Source organism: Salinibacterium amurskyense (assembly GCF_002797685.1).
GTDB lineage: Bacteria > Actinomycetota > Actinomycetes > Actinomycetales > Microbacteriaceae > Rhodoglobus > Rhodoglobus amurskyensis.
Genome location: NZ_PGFH01000002.1, coordinates 557,485 through 584,441 on the forward strand (window position 1 = coordinate 557,485; position 26,957 = coordinate 584,441).

Annotated in this window: 26 protein-coding genes and 1 tRNA gene; 12 read left to right on the forward strand and 15 right to left on the reverse strand. The window is 62.7% G+C overall.

Annotated features, from left to right (window positions below; genetic code table 11):
• Positions 1-7: 7 nt before the first annotated feature.
• Positions 8-1,927, reverse strand: a complete 1,920-nt coding sequence (locus CLV85_RS11795; protein ID WP_100389808.1) for a DEAD/DEAH box helicase — start codon at positions 1,925-1,927, stop codon at positions 8-10.
• Between the two features lie 191 nt (positions 1,928-2,118).
• Here CLV85_RS11795 and CLV85_RS11800 point away from each other — a divergent pair, with 191 nt between their 5' ends.
• A complete protein-coding gene (locus tag CLV85_RS11800; protein ID WP_100389809.1) occupies positions 2,119-3,411 on the forward strand; it encodes a CDP-glycerol glycerophosphotransferase family protein in 1,293 nt (430 codons plus the stop codon).
• A 24-nt stretch (positions 3,412-3,435) separates the two neighbouring features.
• On the opposite strand, the gene CLV85_RS11805 is transcribed toward CLV85_RS11800, so the two are convergent.
• The 4 genes from CLV85_RS11805 to CLV85_RS11820 all read right to left on the reverse strand — a co-directional run bounded on the left by CLV85_RS11805 (position 3,436) and on the right by CLV85_RS11820 (position 6,878).
• Positions 3,436-4,428 (reverse strand): hypothetical protein, encoded by a 993-nt coding sequence (locus CLV85_RS11805; RefSeq protein ID WP_205030381.1) that lies wholly within the window; start codon positions 4,426-4,428, stop codon positions 3,436-3,438.
• Between the two features lie 68 nt (positions 4,429-4,496).
• Positions 4,497-5,240 (reverse strand): ABC transporter ATP-binding protein, encoded by a 744-nt coding sequence (locus CLV85_RS11810; protein ID WP_100389810.1) that lies wholly within the window; start codon positions 5,238-5,240, stop codon positions 4,497-4,499.
• The gene (locus CLV85_RS11815; RefSeq protein ID WP_189621942.1) at positions 5,240-6,040 is read right to left on the reverse strand and encodes an ABC transporter permease; all 801 of its coding nucleotides are present in this window, start codon (positions 6,038-6,040) and stop codon (positions 5,240-5,242) included. The genes CLV85_RS11810 and CLV85_RS11815 overlap by 1 nt, the downstream gene beginning before the upstream one ends.
• A 145-nt stretch (positions 6,041-6,185) precedes the next feature.
• Positions 6,186-6,878: a phosphocholine cytidylyltransferase family protein gene (locus CLV85_RS11820; RefSeq protein ID WP_100389811.1), complete on the reverse strand. Its 693-nt coding sequence runs from the start codon at positions 6,876-6,878 to the stop codon at positions 6,186-6,188.
• A gap of 199 nt (positions 6,879-7,077) precedes the next feature.
• Between CLV85_RS11820 and CLV85_RS13630 the strand changes: the two genes are divergently transcribed.
• The 3 genes from CLV85_RS13630 (at position 7,078) to CLV85_RS11835 (ending at position 11,248) form a co-directional block, all read left to right on the forward strand.
• Positions 7,078-9,372, forward strand: a complete 2,295-nt coding sequence (locus CLV85_RS13630) for an ATP-binding cassette domain-containing protein (protein WP_308430454.1) — start codon at positions 7,078-7,080, stop codon at positions 9,370-9,372.
• Positions 9,348-10,919: a hypothetical protein gene (locus CLV85_RS11830; RefSeq protein WP_100389812.1), complete on the forward strand. Its 1,572-nt coding sequence runs from the start codon at positions 9,348-9,350 to the stop codon at positions 10,917-10,919. Before CLV85_RS13630 ends, CLV85_RS11830 begins: the two co-directional genes overlap by 25 nt.
• A gap of 68 nt (positions 10,920-10,987) precedes the next feature.
• A complete protein-coding gene (locus tag CLV85_RS11835; protein WP_100389813.1) occupies positions 10,988-11,248 on the forward strand; it encodes a DUF3039 domain-containing protein in 261 nt (86 codons plus the stop codon).
• Here CLV85_RS11835 and CLV85_RS11840 read toward each other — a convergent pair.
• Positions 11,245-12,498 carry a nicotinate phosphoribosyltransferase gene (locus CLV85_RS11840; protein ID WP_100389814.1) on the reverse strand — a complete coding sequence of 418 codons (1,254 nt, stop codon included), beginning with the start codon at positions 12,496-12,498 and terminating at the stop codon, positions 11,245-11,247. The genes CLV85_RS11835 and CLV85_RS11840 overlap by 4 nt on opposite strands.
• Positions 12,499-12,609: 111 nt before the next feature.
• On the opposite strand from CLV85_RS11840, the gene murI reads away from it, so the two are divergent.
• From murI to CLV85_RS11860, 4 genes are all read left to right on the forward strand, one after another.
• The gene (gene murI / locus CLV85_RS11845; RefSeq protein ID WP_100389815.1) at positions 12,610-13,446 is read left to right on the forward strand and encodes a glutamate racemase; all 837 of its coding nucleotides are present in this window, start codon (positions 12,610-12,612) and stop codon (positions 13,444-13,446) included.
• 87 nt (positions 13,447-13,533) lie between these two features.
• On the forward strand, positions 13,534-14,289 hold the full coding sequence (gene rph / locus CLV85_RS11850) for a ribonuclease PH (protein ID WP_100389816.1): 756 nt from the start codon (positions 13,534-13,536) through the stop codon (positions 14,287-14,289).
• Between the two features lie 3 nt (positions 14,290-14,292).
• On the forward strand, positions 14,293-14,889 hold the full coding sequence (rdgB, locus tag CLV85_RS11855; RefSeq protein WP_100389817.1) for an RdgB/HAM1 family non-canonical purine NTP pyrophosphatase: 597 nt from the start codon (positions 14,293-14,295) through the stop codon (positions 14,887-14,889).
• Positions 14,890-14,935: 46 nt separating this feature from the next.
• Positions 14,936-15,481: a HEAT repeat domain-containing protein gene (locus CLV85_RS11860; protein ID WP_100389818.1), complete on the forward strand. Its 546-nt coding sequence runs from the start codon at positions 14,936-14,938 to the stop codon at positions 15,479-15,481.
• A 79-nt stretch (positions 15,482-15,560) separates the two neighbouring features.
• Here the strand turns inward: CLV85_RS11860 and CLV85_RS11865 are convergent, their stop codons facing one another.
• On the reverse strand, positions 15,561-16,298 hold the full coding sequence (locus CLV85_RS11865) for a DedA family protein (protein ID WP_100389819.1): 738 nt from the start codon (positions 16,296-16,298) through the stop codon (positions 15,561-15,563).
• Between the two features lie 166 nt (positions 16,299-16,464).
• Here CLV85_RS11865 and CLV85_RS11870 point away from each other — a divergent pair, with 166 nt between their 5' ends.
• Both CLV85_RS11870 and CLV85_RS11875 read left to right on the forward strand, forming a co-directional pair.
• Complete coding sequence (locus CLV85_RS11870) at positions 16,465-16,899, forward strand: winged helix-turn-helix transcriptional regulator (protein WP_100389820.1); 435 nt, start codon at positions 16,465-16,467, stop codon at positions 16,897-16,899.
• Positions 16,900-16,994: 95 nt separating this feature from the next.
• Positions 16,995-18,056, forward strand: a complete 1,062-nt coding sequence (locus tag CLV85_RS11875; protein ID WP_100389821.1) for a zinc-binding alcohol dehydrogenase family protein — start codon at positions 16,995-16,997, stop codon at positions 18,054-18,056.
• Between the two features lie 109 nt (positions 18,057-18,165).
• Here the strand turns inward: CLV85_RS11875 and CLV85_RS11880 are convergent.
• A tRNA-Leu gene (locus CLV85_RS11880) sits at positions 18,166-18,247 on the reverse strand.
• A gap of 193 nt (positions 18,248-18,440) precedes the next feature.
• Between CLV85_RS11880 and CLV85_RS11885 the strand changes: the two genes are divergently transcribed.
• Positions 18,441-19,457, forward strand: coding sequence for a TauD/TfdA family dioxygenase (locus CLV85_RS11885; RefSeq protein ID WP_205030382.1), 1,017 nt, complete (start codon positions 18,441-18,443; stop codon positions 19,455-19,457).
• Between the two features lie 19 nt (positions 19,458-19,476).
• On the opposite strand, the gene CLV85_RS11890 is transcribed toward CLV85_RS11885, so the two are convergent.
• From CLV85_RS11890 to CLV85_RS11910, 5 genes are all read right to left on the reverse strand, one after another.
• On the reverse strand, positions 19,477-20,322 hold the full coding sequence (locus CLV85_RS11890; protein WP_100389822.1) for a hypothetical protein: 846 nt from the start codon (positions 20,320-20,322) through the stop codon (positions 19,477-19,479).
• A gap of 108 nt (positions 20,323-20,430) precedes the next feature.
• Positions 20,431-21,381 carry a DUF2510 domain-containing protein gene (locus CLV85_RS11895; protein ID WP_100389823.1) on the reverse strand — a complete coding sequence of 317 codons (951 nt, stop codon included), beginning with the start codon at positions 21,379-21,381 and terminating at the stop codon, positions 20,431-20,433.
• 200 nt (positions 21,382-21,581) lie between these two features.
• A complete protein-coding gene (locus CLV85_RS11900; RefSeq protein ID WP_100389824.1) occupies positions 21,582-21,983 on the reverse strand; it encodes a roadblock/LC7 domain-containing protein in 402 nt (133 codons plus the stop codon).
• Positions 21,980-22,549 carry a GTP-binding protein gene (locus CLV85_RS11905; RefSeq protein WP_100389825.1) on the reverse strand — a complete coding sequence of 190 codons (570 nt, stop codon included), beginning with the start codon at positions 22,547-22,549 and terminating at the stop codon, positions 21,980-21,982. The genes CLV85_RS11900 and CLV85_RS11905 overlap by 4 nt, the downstream gene beginning before the upstream one ends.
• A gap of 202 nt (positions 22,550-22,751) precedes the next feature.
• Positions 22,752-23,648 (reverse strand): EamA family transporter, encoded by an 897-nt coding sequence (locus tag CLV85_RS11910; protein WP_100389826.1) that lies wholly within the window; start codon positions 23,646-23,648, stop codon positions 22,752-22,754.
• 94 nt (positions 23,649-23,742) lie between these two features.
• On the opposite strand from CLV85_RS11910, the gene CLV85_RS11915 reads away from it, so the two are divergent.
• The gene (locus CLV85_RS11915) at positions 23,743-24,243 is read left to right on the forward strand and encodes a MarR family winged helix-turn-helix transcriptional regulator (protein ID WP_100389827.1); all 501 of its coding nucleotides are present in this window, start codon (positions 23,743-23,745) and stop codon (positions 24,241-24,243) included.
• Here the strand turns inward: CLV85_RS11915 and xylB are convergent.
• The gene (gene xylB, locus CLV85_RS11920) at positions 24,240-25,643 is read right to left on the reverse strand and encodes a xylulokinase (RefSeq protein ID WP_100389828.1); all 1,404 of its coding nucleotides are present in this window, start codon (positions 25,641-25,643) and stop codon (positions 24,240-24,242) included. The genes CLV85_RS11915 and xylB overlap by 4 nt on opposite strands.
• The gene (gene xylA / locus CLV85_RS11925; protein WP_100389829.1) at positions 25,644-26,834 is read right to left on the reverse strand and encodes a xylose isomerase; all 1,191 of its coding nucleotides are present in this window, start codon (positions 26,832-26,834) and stop codon (positions 25,644-25,646) included.
• Positions 26,835-26,957 lie beyond the last annotated feature (123 nt).

Sequence of the window (26,957 nt, forward strand, 5' to 3'; positions counted from 1 at the left end):
TCGTGCTCTAGGAGCGAGGTTTGCGCTTGGGGCGATCGTCGTAGCTGCCGCCGCCTTCGCGACCACCGGCGTAACCGCCGCCACTGCGGTCGCCGTCACGGTTGTTGTAACCGCGTGAGGCTTCACGTTCGCGGTTAGCGCGGGCGCCGCCCTCGAACGAGCGGTCACGGCTCGGGTACTTGTCGCCAGCGGAACGTGCGCCGCCGCCGTTTGCCTTGCGGTCCGGCGCGATCTCAATCAGCTTGCCGCTGATGCGAGTGTCGCGCAGGCGCTCGAGAACGTCTTTCGACATGTCGGCAGGCAACTCGACGAGCGAAAAGTCTGGACGAATCTGAATGTGACCGAAGTCGTCACGGCTGAGACCACCCTCGTTGGCGAGTGCGCCAACGATCTGGCGGGGCTCAACGCGTTGGCGCTTGCCAACCTCGATACGGTACGCCGCCATGGGCTTGGTGGAACGCGGGCGGCGCTCGGGGCGGTCGCCACGATCTCCGCGGTCGCCACCACGCTCAGGGCGATCGGTGCGTGCCTTGCGCTCGTCACGCTCAGCGAAACGCTGGGCGCGCTCTTCTTCAGCCGAGAGCAGCAGGGGAGTCTCGCCCTGAGCCACGACGGCAAGAGCGGCAGCAACATCCATCTCGGGTACGTCGTGGTGTTCGACGTAGTGACCGATGATCTCGCGGAACGCAGTGATGCGCGCCTGCTGGTTGAGGGCTTCGGTGATGGCGTCGTCGAAGCGCGTGAGGCGCGTGGAGTTGACGTCTTCAACCGAGGGAAGCTGCATTTGCGTGAGCGGCTGGCGCGTGGCCTTCTCGATGGCGGTCAGCAGACGACGCTCGCGAGGAGTGACGAAGCTGATTGCCGAACCGCTGCGACCGGCGCGACCCGTGCGACCAATGCGGTGCACGTACGACTCGGTGTCAACGGGGATATCGAAGTTAACGACGTGGCTGATGCGGTCAACGTCGAGTCCACGAGCAGCAACGTCTGTTGCTACCAGGATGTCGAGCTTGCCCGACTTGAGTTGGTTGACGGTGCGCTCGCGCTGAGCCTGAGCCACGTCACCGCTGATGGCGGCTGCGGAGTAACCGCGGGCACGCAACTTCTCGGCGAGGTTCTCGGTTTCGCTCTTCGTGCGAACGAAGATGATCATGCCTTCGAAGTTTTCCACTTCGAGGATGCGCGTGAGGGCATCCACCTTTTGCGGGTAGGAAACGATCAGGTAGCGCTGAGTGGTGTTGGCCGACGTAGTCGTCTTGGCCTTGACCGTGATCTCTTCAGCGTTGTTCAGGTACTTCTTGGAGATGCGGCGAATCTGTGCCGGCATCGTCGCGGAGAAGAGAGCAACCTGCTTGTCATCGGGGGTGTCGGCGAGGATCGTTTCAACGTCTTCGGCGAAGCCCATCTTGAGCATTTCGTCGGCCTCATCGAGAACGAGGTACTTGAGCTCAGAGAGGTCGAGGGTGCCCTTGGCGAGGTGGTCCATGATGCGGCCGGGGGTACCGACAACAACGTGAACGCCGCGGCGCAGTGCCGACAGCTGAACGCCATAGGCTTGTCCGCCATAGACGGGGAGCACGTGCACTCCACGCATGTGGGTGGCGTACTTCTCGAAAGCCTCACACACCTGCAGGGCGAGTTCGCGGGTGGGGGAGAGCACGAGCGCTTGAGGCTTGCTCTGGGATACATCGAGGCGCGAGAGAATCGGCAGCGCGAAGGCTGCGGTCTTTCCCGTGCCGGTCTGGGCCAGGCCGACTACGTCGCGCCCTTCCAGAAGAGTAGGAATAGTGGCTGCTTGGATAGCCGAAGGCGTCTCGTAGCCAATGTCGCGGACCGCTTTCAATACCGCATCGCTGAGAGCGAGGTCGGAGAAAGTGATCGCGGTCTCGGTGGGTTCAGACGGTGCGGTTGAATCAGAATCGGTCATTGTGTCAACAGTACCTGCTTAACCCCTAGTAACATGCGGTTTTAAGGGCTCTTACCCAGTAATCTGCCGCGAATGTGGGGCGAGTACTATCGAAAGCGCTGCTCAGACTCCTGCTCAAGGATCAGCATCGGCTCGATAACGGTGTGGCGGGGGAGCTAGCGCACCATACTTCCAGTGATTTGATTGTGACCATGGCTCTACTGAAGGACATCAAGACCGCACGCAAGGTGGTGCGCACGATGTTGCGCTCCCGCCGTAATCGGCGACGCGTTGCCGGGCTGATGGATGAGCATCCACTGCCCGTTCCCGGCTCGGTGAGTATCGCCGTCTATTTCGCCGATACAAAGGTGAATCTGTACCAAATGCGTCAGTGGTACGCGCCCCTCGCCGAGCTGTCGAAGCGCTTTCCGGTGGCGATCATTGCGCGCTCGCCCAGCTCGGTGCTTGCCCTCTGGGACGAAGCGCCCGTACCCACTGTCTACCTGCGTCGCGTTTCTGAGCTCGAGCAGTTCGTTGCTGAGCAGCCGTTGAAGATCATTTTCTACGTCAACCAGAACGCCAAGAACTTTCAGATGTTCCGCTACGGCCGCATGTGGCACGTTTTCATCAACCACGGTGAGAGCGACAAGATGTACATGACGACCAACCAGTTCAAGGCCTATGACTACAGCTTCGTGGCCGGGGATGCTGCGCTCGACCGCCTGAGCTACAAGCTCTGGGATTTCGACCTCAAGAAGAAGGCGATCCCCATCGGGCGCCCCCAGGCCGATCACTTCGCCGGCGAACTTCCTTACACTCCGGATGACCGCACGGTCGTGCTCTATGCGCCCACCTGGGAGGGTGATCGGGATGCGGCTGCCTACGGTTCCGTCGAGAGTCACGGTGTTGCTCTGGCCAAGGCCGTTCTCGCCAGCGACAAGCACCGTCTCATTTACCGGCCGCACCCGCGCAGCGGGGTGGTCAACGCCGAGTACAAGCGCGCCAACATCGACATCATTGCGGCGATCGCCGAGGCAAATGAGTCCGACCCGTCGGTACAGCACATTTACGACGACGGCAAAGAAATGGGCTGGCAGTTAGTGGCAGCGGATGTCGCGATCACTGACGTTTCGGCAATGGTCTACGACCGTCTCGCCACCGGTAAACCTCTCATCGTTACGCGCCCGATTTCGGAGCATGCGGAGATCGATGAGGGTGGCTACCTTGGTGCATGCGAATGGCTGCGCGCCGATCAGGCCGGAGACATTCTTGCTATTGCTGAGCGAGTGCAGTTCGACACCGAAGCACGCGAACGTTTGGGCTATTGGGCAGAGCGTCACTTCGGTGACACGACGCCAGGCGCGGCTACCGCTCGCTTCCACGAGGCCGTGGAGTCGCTCGTGGCGCTCTGGCACCGTCACGCGCAGATCCACATCGGCGACCGTCAAGTCACCGAAGTCGACCCGTTCGAGGATGACGACGACGAGTCCCCCAACGCGGAGTAGTTCGTCGAAGACGAAGCGCCCTGCTTAGCGGGGAGCTTCGGTCTCCGGCGCCGAGTCCAGAGTCGGCTCGTGCTCGTGCTCGTGCTCGTGCTCCTGCTCGTGCTCGGGCGTGGACTCGGCTGCGCTAGCGCCTCCGGACTCTATCGCCGTCAATTGATCGGCATCCAAATGCTGTTCGAGGTCGGCGAGGGTTTCGAGCTCAACCCAGCCGCGGCTCTTGCGGCGGTGGGGTAGCGCCGGCAGTGCGGGCAACGCGGGGAGGCGCTTACGTTCGCCTCGTACCCGAGGCGTTTTGGCTGCCTTGGGCAGTGCGATGACCGGCTCGAGCCACGACGGCAGCGTCGCGGGGGCGGGGCCGAACCCTTGACGAGCAGTGCGGATGATCTGACGGCCGAGAATGTTGTTACCGCCACCACCGATGACCGCGCCGATGCCGAACGGCATGAGACGACCAACGACGTTGGTGCCCTGCGCGGCAGCGTATCGCTTGAGGAAGGTGCGCTTGAGGCGGTCGGCAATGGGACCCACCAGCGTGCTGGGCAAGTTCTTGGCCAGCGTCTCGCCCCAGAACGCGGAGCGAGCGGCGCCGGTACCCGTGGCTTGGGCTGCAAGCTGCTTCACGAGGTCGCTGCCGGCACCTCCCAGCACCATTGTCATGACGAGAGCGCGGGCGCGGTCGGGGTCGTCAACGACGATGCCGTGTACCTCGGTGACGGACTGAGCAAAGAGCGCACTCGCCTCGAGAAAGCCTGCCGTCTCCACTCCGGAGAGGGCGAGGGATGCCCCTGTGCCTACGGCGGGGATCGCAGCGCTCGCGCCCACGAGGGCGCCACCGGTCGTGACCGCAGCCAGATACCGACGCTCAAGAACGGCGATGATCTCATCCGGAGTGGCCTGAGGTTTGCTGCGACGGATGCTACGGATGTGCGCCAACACAACGGGACGCTGCACCGTGAGCACGCGGTCGATGCCGCGCACCACCATCGGGTGTGAAGTGCTCATATCGCTGGATGCCATGGGTTAAACCGTAGCGGAGGTGTCTGACGGCACCCCGGGAGTTAGCCAGCCGTTGGCCAACCGTGACGTTACTGGGAGCCGTAGTCCTCGTTGTAGCGCGCGAGCACATCGTTGATCGGTCCGTCGAGTACGAGTTCACCCTTGTCGAGGTAGAGACCGCGCGTGCAGAAGCGCCGCAGGTCTCGCTCGTTGTGCGAGACGAAGAACAGCGTGCGGCCACCCTTGAGCAGCTCCTCGATGCGGCGGTAGCACTTCTCTCGGAAGGCCTTATCGCCCACAGCGAGAACCTCATCCACCAGAATGATGGGCTCTTCGAGGCGCGAGATCACGGCGAAGGCGATGCGCACGCGCATTCCGCTCGAAAGATGCTTGTAGGGAGTATCGATAAAGCGCTTGATCTCAGCAAAGTCGATGATCTCGTCAAAGCGCTCGTTGATCTCGCTCTTGGTCATACCGTGCAGACCAGCCGTGAGATAGACGTTGTCGCGCACGCTCAGGTCGTCAACGAATCCACCCGTGATCTCGATGAGCGGGGCAACGCCCTGGCCCACGTGAACAGTGCCTTCGTCGGCGAGCATGACCTCGGCCACGAGTTTGAGCAGCGTGGACTTGCCTTGACCGTTGCGGCCAACCACTCCGATGGCCTCACCAGCGGTCACATCGAAGCTCACGTTACGCAGAGCCCAAAACTCATCGGCACGCGCGCGGCGTTTGCGGCCAGCAAAAAGGTCTTTGAAGCTGCGGCGCGAGCGGCGGTTGAGGCGGAAACGGATGCCAGCATCCTCTACCCGAATGACACAGTCGTCAGTCATTAGATCTCCTTCAGCACGGCACGCTCGGTGCGCGTGAAGACGAGGACTCCGACACCCACAAGAATCAGGCTCATCAAGCCACCAATGAGTACCGCGTACCAATCGAGTTGTTCGGGAAAGAATGCGGCGCGGTAGAGCGAGAAGATTCCGGCGAGCGGATTGAAGGCGGCGAGACCGTCAAGGCCGAGCTTCGCAAGGTCGGGGATGCCATAAATGATCGGCGAGGCATAGAACAGAAAGCGAAGCGCAAGCTTCGTTGCCCGCTCAAGGTCGCGGAAGAACACGACAAGCGGCGCCACGATGAGGCCCACTCCGATGGTCAGGATCGCCTGCAGCAGCACGCCGAGCACGAAGTAGACGGCTTCCCAGTGCAACACAGCGCCGGTGGCGATGGCGAAGATGGCGAGCACGGGAAGGCTCGCGATGAACTCGATCCCCTTCGAGAGCACGAGTCGCGCCACCCAGATGGTGCGGGGGATCTTGGTGGACCGGATGAGCTTGGCTTCACGCAAATAGGCGCGCGTGGCATCCGAAACGGCGCCGTTGAACCACATCCAGGGCAGCAGGGCCGTGAGCAGAAAGACAATATAGGGCTGTTCGCCGACGGTGCGGTCAAAAACTTGAGTGAAGACGAACCAGTAAATGCCGGCCATGACCAAGGGGTCGAGGATGGACCACACATAGCCGAGGGCTGAGGTGGAATACCGCACGCGGAGGTCGCGCATTGTGAGCAACCAGAGGGTGCGGCGGTATCGGGTGAGGGGAGACCATGCAGATCGGCCCAGTGCTGTGTTCGCCACGCCCCTATAGTAAACGGGCAATTCGACAAACTGCCGCACTCATTCGCAGCAGAGTGAGCGATTCTTGGGTTTAACCAGCAACGTCCGCCCGGCACTCGGTGCCGGACGGACGAAACTGTGTGGCTCTGAGAGCCGAAAAGCGTGCTTAGACGAAGAGGTTGGCGCGCTCGAGGTCTTCGGCGAAGTCAACCTCAATGGCGTAGAGGTCTGAGATGTCGATGGGCTCGATGAGGAGGTTGTCTTCTTCGATAGCGAGCTCGATGCCGCGTTCGAAGTAGTCCTGGTCGCCGACCTTCTTGAGGTGGCGCAGCAGGGTTGCCTTGGCATCGCGCGAGATGTAGTTGATTCCCACGGCCTCGCCCAGTCCGCCCTTGACGGTCTTGGAGAGTTCCTTGATGAAGCCCTCAGCGTCGGTCGTGTACTTGACCTCTTCGTCAGATACCTTCGCGGTGTTGACGCTGACGAATGACTGATCGCGCGCAACCATGGCTGCGGCACGCTCGAGAGCGGTGGGGTCGAAGACGACGTCGCCGTTCATCCAGAGCACTCCACCAGGAGCGGATGCCTGAAGTGCACGCATGAGGCTCTTCGACGTGTTGGTCTGGTCGTACTGCTCGTTGTAAACGAACGATGCCTCGGGGAATGCCTCGATGATGTGCTCAAGCTTGTAGCCGACAACGATCGTGACCTTGACGTTGTTGCCGAAGGCGTGGTGGATGTTGTCGAACTGCTGCTTCATGATGGTGCGGCCATCACTGAGTTCAGTCAGGGGCTTCGGAAGCGAGCGGCCCAAACGGCTGCCCATACCGGCAGCTAAAATTACGACCTGTGTAGTCATGGTGGTCTCCTCAGTAGTTCTGGGGCTCGGGAACAGCGCATGGTTAACCTGCTGTTAACCCGAGATTGGCAAAATCGACACACCTTTGTGCGATAGTCAGGCTAACGGTGCTGCCCGAGAACTCCATAGATTTAACTGGGTTGTTGCCTATTTGTGATACACGCTCATTCTCACGGCAACTGCTTGGTAGGTTTGGACAGTGGAAAATGCCCAGACACCCGACGAGGGCAAGAAGACTGTTGAAACGCCGGTAACGAAGCCCGCGAGCAGCACCCGAAAGCCGGCAACGGCCCGTGGTTCTCAAGCGAAATCGTCTGCCGCCAAGCCCTCAGCTTCTGCTACTCGTAAGCCTGCCGCCAAGAAGCCTGCAGCCCGTAAGACGCCTGCCCGCTCGACGAGCGCCGCCGCGACCAACGCGACGCCCGCTCCCGAAGAGTCGACGGTTCCGAAGCCGTCATCCGTAGCGGCGAAAAGCGCTACCGCGAAGCCGGGCGCCGCCAAGCCGAGTGCTGCGGCAAAGCGCCCCGCGTCGAAGTCATCGACTGCTGCCAGCGCTGGCGCAAAGACGTCGGCCACGAAGAACTCCAGAACCTCCAAGCCTGCCGCAGCCAAGAAGCCCGCCTCGCGCGCTGCTGGCGCGAAGCCGGAGACCGTTGTTACCGCAGCCGAGGATGCCGAGCGCACCCTCACCAGCAGCGACAACAGCACGAGCGAGTCGGTGGATGTCGTAGTTGAGTCGCCCAGTGAGGCTGGCGCTACTGCCGGTGCTGCGGTTGCTGGCGTTGCCGCGCCCAAGCCCGGAGCCCCGAAGCCGCAGGCTCCCAAGCCGAGCGCCCCGAAGCCCACGAGCCCCCGCTCTGAGTCGCCGAAGCCGACTGCCCCCGCTGTGGACGCTGCCGTCGCCGGCAGCGCCACTGATGACGCTGAAGTCGTCGAAACCGCCGCCGTCGAAATCACCACTGACGGGGTGCCCGAGGCTGAGGCCGAGACCGCGCACGTCGATGCGCCTGACACAGACACTGATGCCTCAAAGGTCGGCATCGATGCCGATAACGCAGACGACACGGAAAGTTCTGCCGACGACACCGCGGATGCCACCGCAGACGCGAAAGACACCGACGAGGCGCCTGCTGCCGTAGAGAAGCCGGATGCTGTACTTGCCGGCCTGGCGCGTTTGCGCGCCCTCGCCTCGCAGTTTGCCGCTCCGGCCGCCGAAGCTGCCGCCCAGAAGGCTGCCGCGCAGAAGCTCGCAGACGAAAAGGCCGCCGCTGAAAAAGCCGAGACCGACAAGTTTGAAGCGGAACGAGCTGAAGCCGAAAAGGCAGAAGCCGAAGCCGAAGCTGAAAAGGCAGAAGCCGAAGCAGAAGCAGAGCGCGTTGAGGCTGAGCGTCTTGCGGCTGAGACGGCTGATGCTGATGCTGATGCTGATGTAACCGAAATCAAGGCTGACGCGAGCTCGATCGAGGCCAACTCAGTCGAGCGGCCAGCAGACGAGGTACCAGCCGCGGAAGAGGACGTCACCCAAACGGACGCCGCGAAGTCAACGACGGCCGCGCCTGTAGAGGCAAAGCCCGAGACTGCTGCGCCCGAGGACGAGCAACTCAGTTCGGACGCTCCGACGATTGTTGTCGAGCTCGAGAGCGATGACGTCGCAGCTCCCGAAACGGATGACGCGAGCGCAGCTCTGGTTGCCGTGGACGCCACCGTTTCTCATGGACTCGAAGCGACATCCGAAGACGTCGTCTTACAGGTGAACGGACTCTCGAAGGACTTCGGCGACACGGTTGCTGTTGACGACATTCGCCTCAGCGTGCGCGCGGGAGTGTTCTACGGAATCGTTGGCCCCAACGGCGCCGGTAAGACCACGACCCTCTCAATGATCACCGGTTTGCTGCGCCCCGACTCGGGCAACGCGACCGTCAACGGCGTCGACGTGTGGGAATCGCCAGAGGTAGCCAAGCGCTCCATCGGCGTGCTGCCCGACCGTCTGCGCATCTTCGACCGCCTTACGGGCTCGCAACTGCTCTACTACTCGGGAGTGCTGCGCGGTCTCAACTCGACCGAGGTGCGCAAACGGTCCGCCGACCTCGCGACGGCCTTCGGGCTCGATGACGTCATGGGGCGACTCGTCAGCGACTACTCGTCGGGAATGCTCAAGAAGGTTGCGCTCGCCGCCGCCATGATTCACTCGCCGCGACTGCTCGTGCTCGACGAACCGTTCGAATCCGTCGACCCGGTGTCGGCCGCTACTGTCACGCGCATCCTCAAGCAATACGTCAACGCCGGCGGCACCGTACTGCTCTCGAGCCACCGCATGGAACTCGTGCAGCGCGTCTGCAGCCACGTCGCCGTCATTGTTGAAGGCAAGCTGCTTGCCGACGGCACCATCGACGAAGTGCGCAACGGAATGTCGCTCGAAGACCGCTTCGTACAGCTGACCGGTAAGAATTCCAGCGGGGGAGGGCTCGAGTGGTTAAGCAGTTTCTCCGACTGAAACTCACCCTCCTTGCGAACGCTTTTCGCCGGGGGCCGCTCGTAGCATCCGCCATGGGATTGGTGCTGATCTACAGCGCCGTACTCTTCCTGATCGCCATTTCTGCCGTAGCAAACCTGCGCAGCACCACCGTAGAAGTAGCAGGAGCGACCCTCGTGGTCTTCGGCTCAGCGGTACTCATCGGGTTCCTAGTGATGCCACTCGGCTGGAACGCGGATGACCCGCTCGACCCGCGCCGCTTCTCGTACCTGCCGCTGACGCGCATCAAGCTCGCAGCGCTGCTGCTGCTCGTCGGCGCTATCAGCATCCCCACCGTCATGCTGGTGGGGCTCACTATCGCGCAAATCGTCGCCTGGTCGGGAACCGTGGCATCCGCCCTCGTCTCGGTGCTTTCAGGGCTCATCGTGATCGCCACGGCGGTAGTCGGAGCTCGCCTCGCGAGCCTCATCGCCGCCCGCTACCTGAGCACCCGCCGCCTGCGCGAAGGCTTCGGCATCGTAGCGATCACCCTCGTGGTGGCCTCGCTACCGATCGCCGTGATGCTGGCGCTCGCCGACTACCAATCGCAAGTGCTGCCCGTGATTCGACGAGTCGCCGCGGTTCTGGAATGGACGCCCCTCGGCGTCGCCTTCAGTGCGCCAGCATCGGCAGCAACCGGCGACAGCAGTGACGTCGTCGCCAAGCTCGCGATCGCCCTCGGGTTCCTCGCGATTCTCGCGGCCTGCTGGTACTTCCTCATGGGGTACGTTCTGGCTCGACCCGAACGCAGCGCCGTCGAAACATACCGTTCCGGCTTGGGCTGGTTCCGTCTCATGCCGGCAACGCCCCTCGGCGCAATCGCCGCCCGCAGCCTCAGCTACTGGGCTCGGGATGCACGCTACTTCGTTGCTCTCGCTGCAATCCCCATCATCCCCATCGGAATGGTGGCAGCGCTTCTCGTCGGCGGTATCGGCGCCGACGTTATCGCCTGGATTCCCGTGCCCGTCATGTGTTTGTTCCTCGGCTGGAGCGCACACAACGACGTCGCCCACGACAACACGGCACTCTGGACTCACGTCTCGGCCCACACGCGTGGTGCTGACGACCGCTGGGGGCGCATCGTCCCTAACCTCCTGGTCGGCATCCCGCTCGCCGTGGTCGGAAGCATCATTACGGTCGTGATCGTCGGCAACGACGAAGCACTTCCGGGTTTGATCGGGCTCAGCCTCTGTGTGCTCTTCGCCGGGCTTGGCATCTCGAGCGTCAGCTCCGCCGCCTTCCCCTACGCAGCGCCGCTGCCCGGGCACGGTGCCTTTATCCAGCCCCAGGCCCTCGTCTCGAACGCGGCCACCGTGCAGTCTTTCACGTTCGCGCTCTCGATCCTGTTCGCGCTTCCCGTGCTCGCCGTAGTGTTCTTCAACCCCTTCACCGAACTGCAGCCACACTGGGCCGCGTTCATCGTCGGGGTACCGCTCGGTCTGCTCGTGCTCGTCATCGGCGTGTACTGGGGTGGACGCATCATGGTGCGCCGCGGCCCAGAGCTGCTGGCGCTCTCCTCACAAAACTGACCAACCCCCTGAGCCGTGTCAGCAGAATCACAGACACCAGCTCACCGCGACGGAAGTAGAATTGGCCCATGGCTGACACCGATATCACAGGCGGCGGAACCGACACTCTCGACCGCGAACTCGAAGAACTGCTCAACCAAGAGCAGGTTGAAGAGGGCGACCACGAGCGCTTCTCGCACTACGCCCCCAAGAACAAGATCATGGAATCGGCGCTATCGGGCAAGCCGATCCGTGCGCTCTGCGGCAAGCTGTGGACGCCCGGTCGCGACCCCGAGAAGTTCCCGGTCTGCCCAACCTGCAAAGACGTTTACGAAAAGATGAAGCCCTAGCGATACAGCGTGGGCAGCACGGGCTCGCCGCGAGAAAGCCGGAAGGCAGTCTGCGGCAGCTCGGCCATGGCATCCTCGCGGTGATCACGCGCAGCAAGCGTTCCGCCATCACCGAGCCACTGAGCATCCGCCGTTCCTGCGGTCATGAGCGGCACGATTAGTTCGCGGCCCTCGACCTCGGGCCGGGCATCCACGGTTTGATAGATCAGTTCGGATGACGCAACACCGTTCTCCATCGTGCGAATCGCCGCCTTGTGGCCGCCTACCGTCGCCTTGGCGGTGGACTTCTTGGCAACCGACACCCATTCGCCCGCTTCGTTGTGGTGAGCGACGAGTTTGTAGACCATGCCGGCGGCCGGGTATCCCGAACCGGTGACGACCGAGGTGCCAACGCCGAACGAGTCAACGGGCGCGGCGCGCAACGCAGCAATCGCGTGCTCATCGAGATCGTTCGTGACGGTGATGCGAGTTTTTGTGGCGCCGAGTGAATCGAGCTGAGCGCGAACCGACGCAACCTGAGTGGCGAGGTCACCGGAGTCGATGCGCACCGCGCCAAGCCCGGTGCCGGCAACCTTCACTGCGAGCTCGACGGCGTTCTCGACATCGTAGGTGTCGACGAGCAGCGTGGTCGAGGGACCGAGCGCATCCACCTGGGCCTGAAAAGCTTCTTCTTCGGAGTCGTGCAGCAGCGTGAACGAGTGGGCGGCAGTACCCATCGTCGGCACGCCCCAACTGCGTCCTGCTTCGAGATTGCTGGTCGCGCTGAAGCCCGCGATATACGCAGCGCGAGCGGATGCCACGGCCGACCGTTCGCCCGTGCGCCGCGATCCCATCTCCGCGATGGGCCGCGCGCCGGCGGCAGACACCATGCGCGCCGCAGCGGATGCCACGGCCGAGTCGTAGTTCAGCACGCTGAGCGCGAGAGTTTCGAGCAGCACTGCCTCGGCGAAGGTGCCTTCGACGGTGAGCACGGGGGAGCCGGGGAAGTAGGCGTCGCCCTCGCGATACCCGCTGATGTCTCCCGTGAAGCGGTAGTTGGCAAGCCAGTCGATGGTCGTGGGGCTCACGATCGAATTGCGCGCCAGAAAGCCGAGCTCTTCGTCACCGAAGCGGAACTCTTCGATCAGCTCGAGCAGGCGGCCGGTGCCAGCCACGATGCCATAACGGCGGCTGTCAGGTAGGCGGCGGGCGAACACTTCGAACACGCACTGGCGTTCGTGGCGGCCACTGCCGATTGCGGCGTCGAGCATGGTCAGCTCGTATTGGTCTGTTAGCAGAGCGGTACTCACCCGACCAGCGTACGCGACAGTCCCTCACGGTTGGCGGGGAGTCTTCGGGCATCCACCACTACGATTGAAGGCGTGACTGATGCACCCATTGGCGTTTTCGATTCCGGAGTCGGCGGCCTCACCGTAGCCCGCGCCATCATCGACCAGTTGCCGCACGAGTCCATCGTTTATGTCGGTGACACCCTTCACTCACCGTACGGACCCAAGCCGATAGCGGATGTTCGCCGCTACGCCCTCGAAGTCATGGACCGCTTGGTTGACGACGGCGTGAAGCTGCTCGTGATCGCGTGCAATACCGCCTCGGCAGCGATGCTGCGGGATGCCCGGGAGCGCTACACCGAGGCCTACGGCATCGAGGTGGTCGAAGTGATCCAGCCCGCGACGAGGGCGGCAGTACGTCAGACCCGCAATCGTCGCGTCGGCGTGATCGGCACCGAGGGAACGATTAAGTCGCGTGCCTATGAGGATGCCTTTGCTGCGGCATCCGACATCGAATTATTCACCCAGGCCTGCCCCCGCTTTGTCGAGTTCGTTGAAGCGGGAGTCACGACCGGGCCAGAAGTGCTCGCCGTGGCGGAGGAATATCTCGCACCGCTCAAGGCCGCCGAAATCGACACTTTGGTGCTCGGTTGCACGCACTACCCGCACATTTCTGCGGCGATTCAGTACGTCATGGGGCGCGAAGTAACACTCGTCTCGAGCGCCGAAGAGACCGCCTACGACGTGTACGGCACGCTCGTGGCCCACAACCTGCTGCGCAATTCCACTGAACCTGCCCGCCACACTTTCGAAGCCACGGGGCCCGACAAGCTCGGCTTCACGCGCCTCGCCTCGCGGTTCATGGGGCCCAACATTGTGCGCGTCGAAACTTTTGACACTGGCGTGATTAGCCTCCCCACCTTCGATTAGCGATTCGGATGCTCCGCCGCCCCGGTGGCGAGTAATCCGCTTTCGCGCCCACCCCCACCCCAGTTTTCACCGAGAGAGAGAAGACAGATGTCACGTCACGACGGCCGCGAAAATAACGAACTGCGCAAGGTCACGATCGAGCGCGGATGGAGCGACCAGGCTGAAGGCTCCGCACTGATCTCGTTCGGTAAGACCAAGGTGCTGTGCACGGCATCCTTCACGAATGGCGTTCCGCGCTGGATGGCGGGCAAGGGTAAAGGCTGGGTTACCGCCGAGTACTCGATGCTTCCCCGCAGCACGAACAGCCGCATGGACCGTGAAGCCGTCAAGGGCAAGGTCGGCGGTCGCACCCACGAAATCTCGCGCCTCATCGGTCGCAGCCTGCGCGCTGTCGTCGACATGAAGGCTCTGGGCGAAAACACCATCGTGATCGACTGTGACGTACTGCAGGCCGACGGCGGAACCCGCACGGCAGCGATCACGGGTGCGTACGTAGCTCTCGCCGACGCCATCGAATGGGGCCGTGAAAAGAAGTTCATCGGAAAGAATTCGAGGGCTCTCTTTGACTCGTTGGCTGCCGTGAGCGTCGGAATCATCGATGGTGAGCCCATGCTCGACCTCGCCTATGTCGAAGACGTTCGTGCCGAGACCGACATGAATGTTGTCGTCACGGGCCGTGGTCTCTTCGTGGAGGTTCAGGGCACCGCCGAAGGCGCACCCTTCGACCGCCGCGAACTCGACTCGCTGCTCGACCTCGCCGTCGGGGGAGCCGCCGACCTCACCGCCCTCCAGGTTGCCTCACTCGCCGAGGGCGCTCCCGGCTCCGCTGCAGCAGGCAACTAGCCAATGCGCATTGTTCTCGCCACCCACAACGCTCACAAGGTCGCCGAGCTGCGCCGAATCCTCGGCCCCGCTCTCGACGGGCTCGAACTCGTTGCCTACGACGGCCCCGAGCCTGTCGAAGACGGCGACACCTTCCAAGCCAATGCGCTCATCAAAGCGCGGGCCGCGGCTGCCCACACCGGGTTGCCCGCGCTGGCAGACGACTCCGGAATCTGCGTTGATGCGCTGGGCGGTGCCCCCGGCATCCACTCGGCTCGGTATGCAGGAACGCGCAACGACGTCGACAACCTCGAACTGCTGCTGACGAACATGGAGGGTGTGGAACACCGCGCCGCCCAGTTCGCGTGCGCTGCCGCCTTTGTGGTGCCCGGCGACGAGCCGCACGAGTTCGTGGAACTCGCGCTCTGGCCGGGAACCGTGGCGCGCGAACGCAGTGGCTCGGAAGGCTTCGGTTACGACCCGATTTTCTGCCCCGACGGCCAGCCCGGTACCTCGGCAGATCTCACTTCTGACCAGAAGGATGCTCTCAGTCACCGAGCGCAAGCATTCGCGGTGATCATGCCGGTAGTGCGCACGCAACTGCTCGGCGACAAGCAGTAAAAGGCCAGCGGTCGAGCGGAGCGACACAACAACGTAGGGTTGAGGCGTGTCTGAACATGATGATCCCCACGCCGTTGACCTTGCTCTCCCTATTGCAGCCCGCATTACGGCTGCCAGCGAGCGGCACGGCGAAGACACCGTAGTCGAGCGCGCCGTCTCCCTCATCGAGGGCAACAACGAGGGTAAAGAGTTCTTGCTCGTCGTCGGTGGCGAGCACGCTCAGGGCATCCTCGATGGTGCTCCTGTGCTGTACTGGCCCGAGCTGTGGGGCACGCGTGCGCTCTTGCACGCCTGGAACGACAGTGCTGCGGATGCCGTACGCGCCGCTCTCACTAACCAAGCGTGGCGTGTTCGCGAGATGGCCACGCGTGTTGTTGCTACTCGTCGCGTCGATGCTCACGACGAACTCGTGGCGCTCCTCGAGGACGACACTGCTCGTGTTCGCGCCTCCGCGGCTCGCGCCCTCGGCACGGTCGGATCTCTCGACGACGTCGAAGTAATTTCGGCCCTTGTCAAGGATGAAGATATTGAGGTGCGTCGCGCAGCTCAGCAGGCCGTTACCGCTATTCGCAAGCGTTCGCCGAAGCCGTAACCTGCGCTTCATTCGCAGCCTGCGCTGAGCAGTAACCAACTTTTCAGTGCTAGCTCGTGCCGAGCATCCGGCGGCGTAGTTAGTCGTTGAGGTTTTGGTCGAAGTCTTTGGGCTTGAGGGCGAGCGCCTCGGCCTCGTCATCGTTGAGCGTATCCGGCTGGCCGGCTTCGCGTGCCTTCTTCGCTTGGTGTGACGAGCGGAAGTAGTGGAACGCGGTCGGCAGCACCGTGAGGGTGACGGCGGCGAGCAGAATGAGGTCGATGTACTCAACGATGAAATCGCTGAGCCACGGGATGTAGCCCAGAAGGTACCCGCCGAAGGTGAGCCCGGAGCCCCACGTGAGAGCACCGATCGCGTTGTACAGCGAGTACTTGCGGTAGTCCATGTGGCCGACGCCAGCGGCGACGGGGGCGAAGGTTCGCACGATGGGAACGAAGCGAGCGAGGATGACCGCTGCGCCGCCGAAGCGGGCGAAGAAGGCGTTGGTGCGGCGCACATTTTCCACGCTGAAGAGCCCGGTTTCTTTGCGTTCGAACACTTTAGGGCCGAGTTTATGTCCGATGAGGTAGCCGACTTCTCCGCCGAGGAACGCCGCAAGGCTGATGGCCAAACAGACCCACCAGATGTCGAACTCGATGACGCCGGCAAAGGTGAGAACACCTGTGATGAGTAAGAGGGTGTCGCCGGGGAGGAAGAATCCCACGAGAAGCCCGGTCTCGGAGAACACAATGAGGGCAACGCCGAGCAGCGCGAATGCCCCGAACCCGGTGATCAGGTTTTGGGGATCGAGCCACGGTATGAGGGCTGTGCCTACCAAGAGGTTCTCCAGAATCGTCGGCTAGGTGCGCGTAGTCGGCGACAGTAGCTATGTATCTCACAGAGTAACGGGTGCTGAGGGGGCTTCGCTGTGGGGAATACCCCCGGATCTCGCCGAACTCGGGCTCCATTGCTATCCTAGAGATAGTAACTATCGAAAGGGCACCATGAGTCTCGACCAGAGTCACGATCACGACCACGTTCATGTCGGCAACGTTTTCTCCGCCACCTGCCCCTGCCGCGATCTGCTGGATGTCGTCGCCAGTAAGTGGTCCGCGCTCGCAATCGGAGCGTTGCTGGGCGGCGAGTTGCGTTTCGGCGAGCTGCAGCGTCACCTCGATGGCATCTCGCCTAAGGTGCTCACGAGCACCCTGCGCAAGCTCGAAGACTACGGAATCGTTGACCGCACGGTCTTTGCCGAAGTTCCCTTGCGCGTTGAATACTCGCTCACGCCACTCGGGCGCGAAGCAGGCGTGCCCCTCGAAGCGCTGCGTGTGTGGGCCGAATCGCAACTCGAGCACGCTCAGCGAACTGAGTCGGCGCGCACCGAGAACGCGCGCACCAAGAAAGCGCACGCTGAGTCAGCGCAAGCGCTCGTCTAGCACTTACCTCGGGGTAACTTGCCTCCCTTGCGGGTCACCACTAGGGCGGGTTTAGCGTGAGGGCTACACGTTAGCGACCATGCAAAGGACCCCCAGTGAACTCGTCAGCCCCCTCCCACTTCAGCATCGGCTCGAAAGCCCCCGCCGTCGTCACTCGCACCGGCGGATCGATTGAGACCGAAGGAAGTCTGGTCGACACCGAACTGACCGTTGACGCCCCGACCGGCCACGACATCCTGGTAGAAGTCGTTGCTGTTTCGGTAAACCCCGTTGATGTGAAGGTGCGCGCTGGTGGAGAAGTCGCTGATCGGGTTCTTGGCTGGGACGCCTCTGGCGTTGTCGCCGCAGTCGGCCCCGACGTCACTCTTTTTCAGCCGGGCGACGAGGTGTGGTACGCCGGAGACATTACGCGCCCCGGCACCTACTCGCGTATGCACCACGTTGATGAGCGCATTGTGGGTCGCAAGCCGTCGAGCCTGAGCCATGCCGAAGCCGCAGCGATGCCGCTTACGACCATCACGGCCTACGAAGCGCTCTTTCACAAGCTGAAGCTCAGTAAGGACAGCACAGGAACCTTGTTGGTTCTGGGGGCCGCTGGGGGAGTGGGCTCGGTGCTCATTCAGCTCGCCAAGAAGCTCACGGGTGTGCGGGTAATCGCCACCGCGTCGCGCGAAGAAACCAGTGCTTGGGTAACGGACCTCGGCGCGGATGTCGTCGTCATTCACCGGGGTGACCTTGCGGCTAACGTCGCCGCGGTCGCTCCCGAGGGTGTGGACTGGGTATTCACGTCGCAGACCGGCAAGAACCTGCCCGCGATCGTCGAGCTGATCAAGCCCTTTGGTGAGATCGTGGCCATTGACGACGAGGCTGGTCTCGACCTGCTGTCGCTCAAGGGCAAGGCTCTCAGCTGGCACTGGGAGCTCATGTTCACTCGCTCCGCTCAGCACACCGCCGACATGGTGCTTCAGCACGAGCTGCTGGACGAAGTGGCTGATCTGGTGGATGCTGGCGAGATTCGCACCACGCTCACCCGCACGTTTAGTCCGCTGAACGCCGAGCAACTGCGGGCCGCCCACGCACTAGTGGAAACCGGGAGCGCGATCGGTAAGACGGTGGTGACGTCGGAAGTCGCCGCAGAAGTGGCAACAGCTCACTAGCCGGGAATCAGGTCTGGAAGAGGCGCACGAGGAGCGAAAGCTTGGCGTGCGCCTTTTCTGTGCGCTCGCTGCCGGGCGTTGAACGCCGTGTGCTGTGTGTTGTGTGTTGTGCGGAAGGCGGGACTTGAACCCGCACGCTCGAAAGCACAGGAACCTAAATCCTGCGTGTATACCAATTTCACCACTCCCGCTGGCCGGTCAATCTTAGCGCGAGATTGGGCAACCGCGAATCACCTATGACGTAGCTACATTTTTGCTGTGCACGGCCCCGCCGACCCCGCAATCCTCGTGTTTTAGGGGGCGGAGGGTGTAATTTATGAAGTGTCTTCCCTATGGAGACAACGTCCGCGACTGCGCCTTCCCAGGGCCACCAAGAGCAACAGCTTGCGCAGCGCACGAAGCAAGGAGAGCGACATTACCGTTCACGAGCTCCAATCGAGCCTTTTCACTGTCGACGCCGCCATGGCTGCTGAGATTCGTACCGCTGCTGAGCGCATTACCGCGCACCCTAACGAGAACCCGGATGACTTCGGTCGCCAGGCTCTCGCTGCGGCTTTCAGCCTGCCTGAAGAGGTCCGTGCCGCTGTTCTGAATTTTGCTGAGGTTGGCTCTGAAGCCGGCATCATGGTTGTGCGTGGCCTGTACGTCGATGAAGACCTCACAGACACCCCGCTGAACAACAAGAGCGGCCTCGGCGCTGGCACCGTTTTTGCAAAAGAAATGGGAATGCTTGCCCACCTTCTCGGAAGCATGGTTGCTTACGAGGCAGAGGGCAACGGCCACCTCATCCAAGACATGGTCCCCAACCCCAAGCTTGCTGTAACTCAGCAGTCGCAGGGCTCGAAGGTGGAGCTCGAAGCTCACACCGAGCAGTGCTTCTCTGACTTCAAGCCTGACTACGTCATCCTCGGTGCCCTTCGCGGCGACGAGAACGCCAAGACCTACGCTTTCTCGGGTCGCAAGCTGGTGGCAAACATGACTCCTGAAGAGGTGGCCAAGCTGCGCCAGCCGCTGTGGGCCACCACGATCGACGAGTCGTTCCAGCCGTACATTCCGAACCCGGATGACGTACGCGGGCCGTTCCCCATCTTGCGTGGGCCAGAAGACGACCCGTACATTCTGGTTGACCAGGACCTCATGCACGGCATCACGGCAGAAGCTCAGCGACTGCTCGCCAAGGTTGTCGAAACCTACATCGAGCACCGCGACGCTCACGTTCTTCAGCCGGGCGACCTGCTCATGCTCGACAACCTGCGCGCCATGCACGGTCGTTCAATGTACGAGCCCCGCTTTGACGGCAAGGACCGCTTCATCGCTCGTGGCTTCGTTGTGCGCGACCGCCGCAAGCTCTGGCCTCAGCTGCTCGACGACCGCCGCACCCTTGCTGCGGTTCACAGCTAAGAGGCTCAGCGAAAGCTAGCTAGTTCGTTACGACGCGGGTCGTCTGCTCCGGCAGGCGGCCCGCGTTTGTGCGTTTCGGGGCGATAGCAAGGAAGAGCGCGGCGACCGCAAAGAGTTGCCCGGCGATGCTGAGAAGCATGCCGGGGCCTGCCGCATCCGCACCGCTCACGAAGAAGGTGTCGGCGAGTCCCATGCCCATGGAGAAGCCGGCAAACCAGTGGAAGAAGATCGCAACGCTCAGAATTACAAAATTGATGATGAGCATCCCGCGAATGGTGATGATGTTCGCGAAAGTGGGCAACGCCGTGAGGCCTGCGAAAGCGAGTGCGACGAGGGCCCAGAAGATAGCCCAAATCCACGGCAATGGGTCGGGCCCGAGTTCTCCCGCTGCGGTCATGGCGGCGTAGATTTCGTCGAGCGTGAGCCCGGGTGCCTTGGCAAGCGGGTTCCAGATGTAAATATTCAGGATTCCGATCGTGACTACGGCCATCATTGCCAGGACGGCACCGGCGCTAATCAGCAATCGCGTTCGACGCGAGAGCGGCGCGGTCGCCGACGGATCGAGCGTGTAGCGGCGGTCCTCGACCGTCTCTGCGGTGGCCTCTCGCGCCAGCTGTGAACGAGTGCTCCATGCGGCTAAGATCGCGAACCCTGTCATGACAGCGGCGAACGCGAGAAGCACGATCGCAAAAACTCCGACAGCGGCACCAACGACGGTGACTAAGACTGGAAACTCTGCCGGAGGTGTGCCGATTGCGCCGTAGCTGCCAAATAGGTACTGGTTGGCTCCGAGGAGGGCGGAGCTCAGAAAGGCAGCGATGGCCCAGCGTGCGAACTGGGCGGAGGTCAACGGCAACGCGATCATTCGTACAGCCTAAGCGCGATGCATCCGAAGGCAAGGATTATTCAGCCGAGAGGGCGAGTCGGGTAACTCACCCGCCCGCTCGGCTGGAAATCGTAAAGACGGTGCGAACTACTTGGTGTGGCGGCCGCGCAAGCGAGCGAAGAAACCGCGCGGGGCGGGTGCGGGTGCCGGAGCGCCCATTTCGTCGCTGGTAGCGCCCGGGAGTACCCGCAGGATGTTCATGAGGCTGAGCGCGGCGAGCAGTGAGTTCGCTGCGACTTGCTCGGTTTCGGCGATGGCGGAGAGTTCCTTTGCCGACAACGGAGCGTGGCTGAGGATGGATGTCATCCGCAGCTGGTCTGCATCGTGCGGGAGGCTCGTCATGTTGGGCCAGCGGCGCAGACGGTAACGAGCGCCGTCGGTGAGCCACGGAGCGGCAGCGTGAGCGTAGCCGGTGGTGCCGATCATCCACAGCAACGGGTTCAGGTCGAAGCCAGCGCCGGTGGGCATGATGACTTCTTCGCGAACGTGGGTGCGGATGCTGATGTCGGTGGGGAACATCGGAAAGTCAGCCAGTTCGGCCTTCCACCAGTACGCGCGCTCCGAAACGTCGATAACGAGCATCGGGAAGCTGGGCGAGGTGATGGCAAGAACGGTCGGCTGAGCGCTACTTGCGGCCATCTTGATGGCTTCAGCAACCTGGGCCCACTCCGAGGTGATGGCGGTGAGGTCAGAGTCGTCGTCGCTGTCGCGGTAGCCCACGGTGGGGTCTCCAGCGCTCGCGGAATCGACGGCGGTCTCGGCCAACGGTGCCTCAAGCTCGCGGAGCGTACTGGCAAGGTTGGGCTCGGGTGTCGTCTCGCGGGCGGTCGGCGTGGAGGCGGCGACGCGTTGAGGTTCTTCGTCGAACTCGACCTCGGTCGGGTCGGCAAATTCGACGTCGACCAGCTGGTGCACGAGCGGTGCGCGTGCTCCAGAGATCTCGTCGGTCCACGTGTGGTTGTCCCACCAGCGCAGCTGAGGGAGGCCAAGCGGGTCGGGGTACCAGCCGGCGGGGATATTTGTTGTGTAAGTAGTCATCTTCACGCCTCCTGCGTGAATTCTGATGCAATGCCGAGGGTGCATTGCGGTCAAGCTTTTTCGGGTAAAAATCCTCGAGTCAGGAAATGATCTGCGGGTTAGACGGTGATCACACCTGTTCGTAGTTCCTGGTCCTACTGCGGGTTATTCGGGTGGTGCGTGCTCTGGTTATTCGGGTGGTGCGGGTAACGGGTTTGGTTTTACTTTGCCATCAGCAGGGTGTTGAGCCTTCGCGCGGTGCGCCGCGCGGCGGTCAGTGACGTGCCGATGGTGGCTTTGTCGGTGAACAGGGCTGCGAGTACCAGCGGGTGATCTTCGACTCGCACCTGAACGACGTGGCCCTGTTCGGCCGCGACGATAACGAACTCGTTGTCTCCGAGTCGCAATTCTCGAGCGACAGCATCGGCGAGAGCCTGGGTCGAACTGGCCATGCTCGCGAAACGATTGCTATCGAATTCTTTTCCCTCCACGTTCACGACGCTGAATCCATCCTCCGTGAGGAGCGAGGCATAGCGAAGAGACGGGGCAAGACTGCGGAGTCCACCGAGAGCGAGTTCGCCTCGGGAGATGTACTTGGGGTCAAGGTGGGTGACGATGCTCATCGTGCCCTCCTAGAAAGTGTTGGCGCGATCGCCTGCTTGAGCTCAACGTTGGCAACGAGAGTCATCAGTAGCACGGTCATGTCGGCGTTGGAGCGGCCATCTACCGTGAAGACGGGAATCATGACGTCGGGCATTTCGTCGGCCAGTGCGTTCGCGTATTCCTCAATGAGGGCGGTGGGCACGAGGTCGGCGCGGGTGAGCCCGATGACGATTCCGCCACGCTCGTAGAGAGCGAAGAACTCTTTGACGTACTCGATGGCGGTCTCGACCGGGTTTTCGGCATCCGCATTGACGAGCAGGATGACGCCTTCAGCACGTTCGGCAAGGATCGTCCACATGAAGTCGAAACGCTTCTGGCCGGGAACGCCGTAGAGGCGAACTTTTTCAGCCTCGTTGACGCTGATCTCTCCGTAGTCGAGAGCGACGGTCGTGGTGGCTTTGGCGGCGGCCGCTTGGTCGCTATTCGTGGCCTCGGTACTCACGACTTCGATCTCGCTGAGGGCGCGGATGGCAGTTGTCTTTCCGGCGCCCATGGGGCCAGCAAACAGTATGACGTGCTCTGACATCTGATCCTCCCCCAGGAGTTCGTTCCACGGTTCTCTACGGTTCTTGCTTACTGAAGCATGCAAGCCCCCGAAGCGGGGTAGTAGACCCCCATTTGGGTGTCGTTCGAAATAGTCCGCATAAATGCTGACCAGAACGTTCTGTCTGTCCCCTCAAGACGTGGGGTGTTTTCTGGGGTTTTGGGCGTTTTGCTAGACCAATTACTTACTGGTCTCGACGGTCGCGGCGTTCGCCAGCAGGTGCCACAGACGGCTTTCGGGGTGGGATTTGTGCCCCGACAATGGCGGTAAGAGCGAGCCCAAATCCGAGCAGTTGAAGCGGGCTGAAACGTTCACCGAGAAGCAGGGCACCGAGCAGCGCGGCGGTGAGTGGTGAGAGCAGTCCGAGCACGGCGAGCGACGTGATCGGCACGATGCGAATACCGCGGAACCAGAGCGTGTACGCCACGATGCCGCCGACGATTCCGAGCCAGGTGTAGCCGGCAATCGCGGGGCTGGTGACGCCGCCGGGAGTGCCTTCGGCGAGCAGGGTGATCGGCAGCAAGAAGAGTCCGCCCGCGGTGAGAAGCCAGCCTGCGTAGCTGAGTGCGGAGGCGGCGGGCGGCTTGCCCCAGTGCTTAGAGAGGATTACGCCGAGAGCCATGGATGCGGTGCCGCCGAGTCCGGCGATCAAGCCGATGGTGTCGAGCTGGGCACTCGCGCGCAGCACCACGAGGGCTACGCCGAGGGCTCCGACGAGGCCCCACGCGACTAGCCGCCAGGGCGCGCTTTGGTGCAGGATGACGACGATCAGTACCGCAACGATGAGGGGTTGGGCGGCGCCGAGGGTGGCGGCCACCCCGCCCGGCAGTCGATACGCGGCGATAAAGAGCAGGGGAAAGAACGCCCCGATGTTGAGCACGCCAAGGACGAGTGACTTCCACCACCACGCACCCTGCGGGAGTTGTCGCGTGAGGGCGAGGGCGATCAGGCCGGCGGGGAGGGCGCGCACGAGGGAGGCGAACAGTGGATGCCCGTCGGGCAGTAGTTCGGTCGTGACGATGTAGGTCGTGCCCCACGCGATGGGTGCGATCGCGGTGATGAGGGTGTCGCGCAAGTGCATTTGGAGTCCTCAATGTTCAATAGTTTAACGTTAAACAATCTAGAGGGTTATGCTGGAACCGTCAAATAGTTCAACGTTGAAAGATCGAGAAGCCATGACAGACAGCGTCGACCGCATCCTTGCCCAGTGGGCCACCGTGCGCCCCGGGCTCGACGTGAGCGCCATGGGCGTGCTCGGTCGGCTCTCGCGCCTCACGCGGCTGCTCGAGCGGGCGCAAAGCGATGTCTTCGAAGCGCACGGTCTGCAACCGGGGGAGTTCGACATCCTCGCCACTCTGCTGCGAACGGATGCCGGACCACGTGGGCTCACCGCAGGCGCGCTCACCGACAGCGCGATGGTCACCTCGGGTGCGATCACCAATCGACTCGACCGTCTCGTGGCCAAGGGGCTCATCTCGCGCGAAACTGACCCGGAGAACCGTCGCACTGTTCGCGTTGCTCTCACGCCTCACGGCGCCGAGGTAATTGAAGGCGCGCTCGCCGCCCACATCGAGAACGAAGAACGGCTACTGGAGTCGCTCGGTGGCGATGAGCGCGACCAACTCGCGATGCTACTCAGGGGGTTGCTGAGTGCGCACGAAGGCGACGCTGGCTAGTCGGCGTAGCGCGCGTACTGTTCGCGAATGACGGGACGGTGGTCGGATGCGGGCTCCGCGACAGTGGCGATTGTCCAGTCGGGGCGCGTGCCGTCGAGCACCCACGCCGCCTGAGCTGCGGCACCGAGGGCGACGTACTCTCCGGGCTCGGGGACCACAACCGGCACGGCGAAGACCTGCGACGCGATCGTTGAGACGGCCGGATTCTGCGCCGCTCCACCGATGAGGAGGATGCGCTCGGCGGTGACTCCCTGGCGCACGAGAGCGTCGAGGCCATCCGCGAGACCGCACAGCAGTCCCTCGATGGCGGCGCGCGCGAGTGACGGCCGGGTCGTGGAGGCCAGTGTCATGCCGAACAGGGTTGCTGTGGCATCCGGCAGGTTGGGGGTTCGTTCGCCTTCGAAGTAGGGCTGAAGAACGAGGCCGTGGGCGCCGGGTTCGGACTCGAGCGCGAGGGCGCCAAGTTCGTTGTGGTCCACGTCGAGGAGAGCGGCAGTGCTGTCGAGCACGCGCGCGGCGTTCATGGTGGCGACGAGCGGGAGAAAGTTGCCGCTGGCGTCCGCAAAGCCGGCCACGGTGCCCTTGGAGTCGGGGATCTGCGTGGTTGCGACAGCGAAAACGGTGCCGCTCGTGCCGATCGACACCACGACGTCGCCAGCGCGGGCTCCGAGGCCCAGTGCGGCTCCGGCGTTATCACCAGCGCCGCATGCTACTGAAATGGCGGTCGTCGCCGCGAGCGGGGCGACAACCGTTCCCGCAGATTCGCCGGGCGCAACAATGCGGGGGAGGGTGATCGCCGAGGCGTCACGGCCCAGGGCTGCACCGAGAACGTCGAGATCGTACTCGTTGGTGACCGAGTTGAAGTAGCCGGTGCCGCTCGCATCGGAACGGTCGGTGACCAGCTCCGTCAGTTCAGGATTCTCGGGGCCGAAGCCGCGCAAACGCCACGTCAGCCAGTCGTGCGGCAGGCACACGGCGGCAACAAGCGCAGCGTTCTCGGGTTCGGCATCGCGCAACCAGCGCAGCTTCGTCGACGTGAACGAGGCAACCGGCTTCGAGCCGGTGCGCTCCGCGAGGTCGGGAAACTCCGTGCTGAGGGCATCGGCCGCGGCAGCGGAGCGGGTGTCGTTCCACAGCAGAGCTGGGCGGATGACCCGGCCGGCGGCATCCAACACGACCATGCCGTGTTGTTGGCCACCGACCGAGATCGCGGAGACGTCATCCAATCCACCCGCTTCGGTGATGGCCTCGTTGAGGGCCACCCACCAGGCGTTCGGATCAACCTCGGTGCCGGCCGGATGGGAGGCGCGGCCGGTACGCACGAGCGCACCAGTCGCGGCATCCACGATCACGATCTTGCAGGACTGGGTTGAGGAGTCGATCCCCGCGACGAGGGTCATTTAGCGGGCGCCCATGAGGTGCTCGGTTGCGAGCTGCTGCAGACGAACGAAGCCGAAGCCCTTGCCGTTGAAGTAGGCCTCGTAGTCGAAGTCTTCGTACGAGGCGCGGTCTGCCAGCAGGTCGTCATAGCTTTCATTCTCGCCGAGAGTGTTCTCGGCCAGTTCGAAGACGCGCGCTGCTTCGAGGGCTTCTTGCACATCGGGGTCGGCGCGGAAGGCTGCCGCGCGCTCCTTGAGGAGCAGGTAGGTGCGCATGTTGGCGGCAGCCGAATCCCACACGCCGGACTCGTCTTCGGTGCGGCTCGGCTTGTAATCGAAGTGACGCGGGCCCGTGTAGCTCTGGCCGCCGTCGGGCCCGCCATTTTCGAGCAGGTCGACGAGCGAGAACGCGTTGTGCAGGTCGCCGTGACCGAAGACGAGGTCCTGGTCGTACTTGATTCCGCGCTGGCCGTTGAGGTCAATGTGGAACAGCTTGTCTTGGTACAGCGCCTGAGCGATGCCCGAAGTGAAGTTCAAGCCAGCCATCTGCTCGTGGCCAACTTCGGGGTTCACGCCGAACAGTTCAGGGCGTTCAAGGGTCTCGATGAACGCAATGGCGTGTCCAACAGTCGGCAGCAAGATATCGCCGCGGGGCTCGTTGGGCTTGGGCTCAATAGCGAAGCGGATGTCGTAGCCCTTTTCGGTGACATAGTCACCAAACAGGTTGAGAGCTTCGCGGTAGCGCTCCAGGGCGGAACGCACGTCTTTGGCGGAGTCGTACTCCGCGCCCTCGCGGCCGCCCCACATGACGAAGGTCTTGGCGCCAAGCTCAACACCGAGTTCGAGCTGACGCATTGCCTTGCGCATAGCAAAGCGACGTACGCCGCGGTCGTTGGAGGTGAAGCCGCCGTCTTTGAAGACGGGAGCGCTGAAGAGGTTGGTGGTGACCATCGGCACGATGAGCCCGGTATCGCTGAGAACTTGCTTCAGGCGGTCGATCTGCTTCTGGCGTTCGGCATCCGTGGATCCAAAAGCGAAGAGGTCGTCGTCGTGGAAGGTGAGACCGTAGGCGCCCAGCTCGGCGAGCTTTTCAACGCCGTGAACGACATCGAGAGGGGCGCGGGTTGGGCCTCCGAAGGGGTCGGCTCCGTTGTAGCCGATAGTCCAGAGCCCGAAGGAGAACTTGTCGGCGGGGGTGGGTTGTGTAGGCATTGAGGCTCTCCGTTGACAGCATTGGCAATAAGTTATTGAGAACAACATACTTCGATAACGCTGAGACGTCAATCTCCGAGAGCAAAACAAAATCCACGTATTTACTGACTTGAGGCATCAATT

What these genes read in the sequence shown, in the direction of transcription:
- CLV85_RS11820 (WP_100389811.1), bottom strand. Translation starts at nt 6,878, where the DNA reads ATGACTACACAGGTCGTAATTTTAGCTGCCGGTATGGGCAGCCGTTTG.
- xylA (WP_100389829.1), bottom strand. Translation starts at nt 26,834, where the DNA reads ATGCCTACACAACCCACCCCCGCCGACAAGTTCTCCTTCGGGCTCTGG.
- CLV85_RS11800 (WP_100389809.1), top strand. Translation starts at nt 2,119, where the DNA reads ATGGCTCTACTGAAGGACATCAAGACCGCACGCAAGGTGGTGCGCACG.
- CLV85_RS11905 (WP_100389825.1), bottom strand. Translation starts at nt 22,549, where the DNA reads ATGTCAGAGCACGTCATACTGTTTGCTGGCCCCATGGGCGCCGGAAAG.
- CLV85_RS11840 (WP_100389814.1), bottom strand. Translation starts at nt 12,498, where the DNA reads ATGCTCGACGCCGCAATCGGCAGTGGCCGCCACGAACGCCAGTGCGTG.
- CLV85_RS11910 (WP_100389826.1), bottom strand. Translation starts at nt 23,648, where the DNA reads ATGCACTTGCGCGACACCCTCATCACCGCGATCGCACCCATCGCGTGG.
- CLV85_RS11835 (WP_100389813.1), top strand. Translation starts at nt 10,988, where the DNA reads ATGGCTGACACCGATATCACAGGCGGCGGAACCGACACTCTCGACCGC.
- xylB (WP_100389828.1), bottom strand. Translation starts at nt 25,643, where the DNA reads ATGACCCTCGTCGCGGGGATCGACTCCTCAACCCAGTCCTGCAAGATC.
- CLV85_RS11890 (WP_100389822.1), bottom strand. Translation starts at nt 20,322, where the DNA reads ATGATCGCGTTGCCGTTGACCTCCGCCCAGTTCGCACGCTGGGCCATC.
- CLV85_RS11895 (WP_100389823.1), bottom strand. Translation starts at nt 21,381, where the DNA reads ATGACTACTTACACAACAAATATCCCCGCCGGCTGGTACCCCGACCCG.
- rph (WP_100389816.1), top strand. Translation starts at nt 13,534, where the DNA reads ATGTCACGTCACGACGGCCGCGAAAATAACGAACTGCGCAAGGTCACG.
- CLV85_RS11795 (WP_100389808.1), bottom strand. Translation starts at nt 1,927, where the DNA reads ATGACCGATTCTGATTCAACCGCACCGTCTGAACCCACCGAGACCGCG.
- CLV85_RS11805 (WP_205030381.1), bottom strand. Translation starts at nt 4,428, where the DNA reads ATGGCATCCAGCGATATGAGCACTTCACACCCGATGGTGGTGCGCGGC.
- CLV85_RS11915 (WP_100389827.1), top strand. Translation starts at nt 23,743, where the DNA reads ATGACAGACAGCGTCGACCGCATCCTTGCCCAGTGGGCCACCGTGCGC.
- CLV85_RS11870 (WP_100389820.1), top strand. Translation starts at nt 16,465, where the DNA reads ATGAGTCTCGACCAGAGTCACGATCACGACCACGTTCATGTCGGCAAC.
- rdgB (WP_100389817.1), top strand. Translation starts at nt 14,293, where the DNA reads ATGCGCATTGTTCTCGCCACCCACAACGCTCACAAGGTCGCCGAGCTG.
- CLV85_RS11810 (WP_100389810.1), bottom strand. Translation starts at nt 5,240, where the DNA reads ATGACTGACGACTGTGTCATTCGGGTAGAGGATGCTGGCATCCGTTTC.
- CLV85_RS11900 (WP_100389824.1), bottom strand. Translation starts at nt 21,983, where the DNA reads ATGAGCATCGTCACCCACCTTGACCCCAAGTACATCTCCCGAGGCGAA.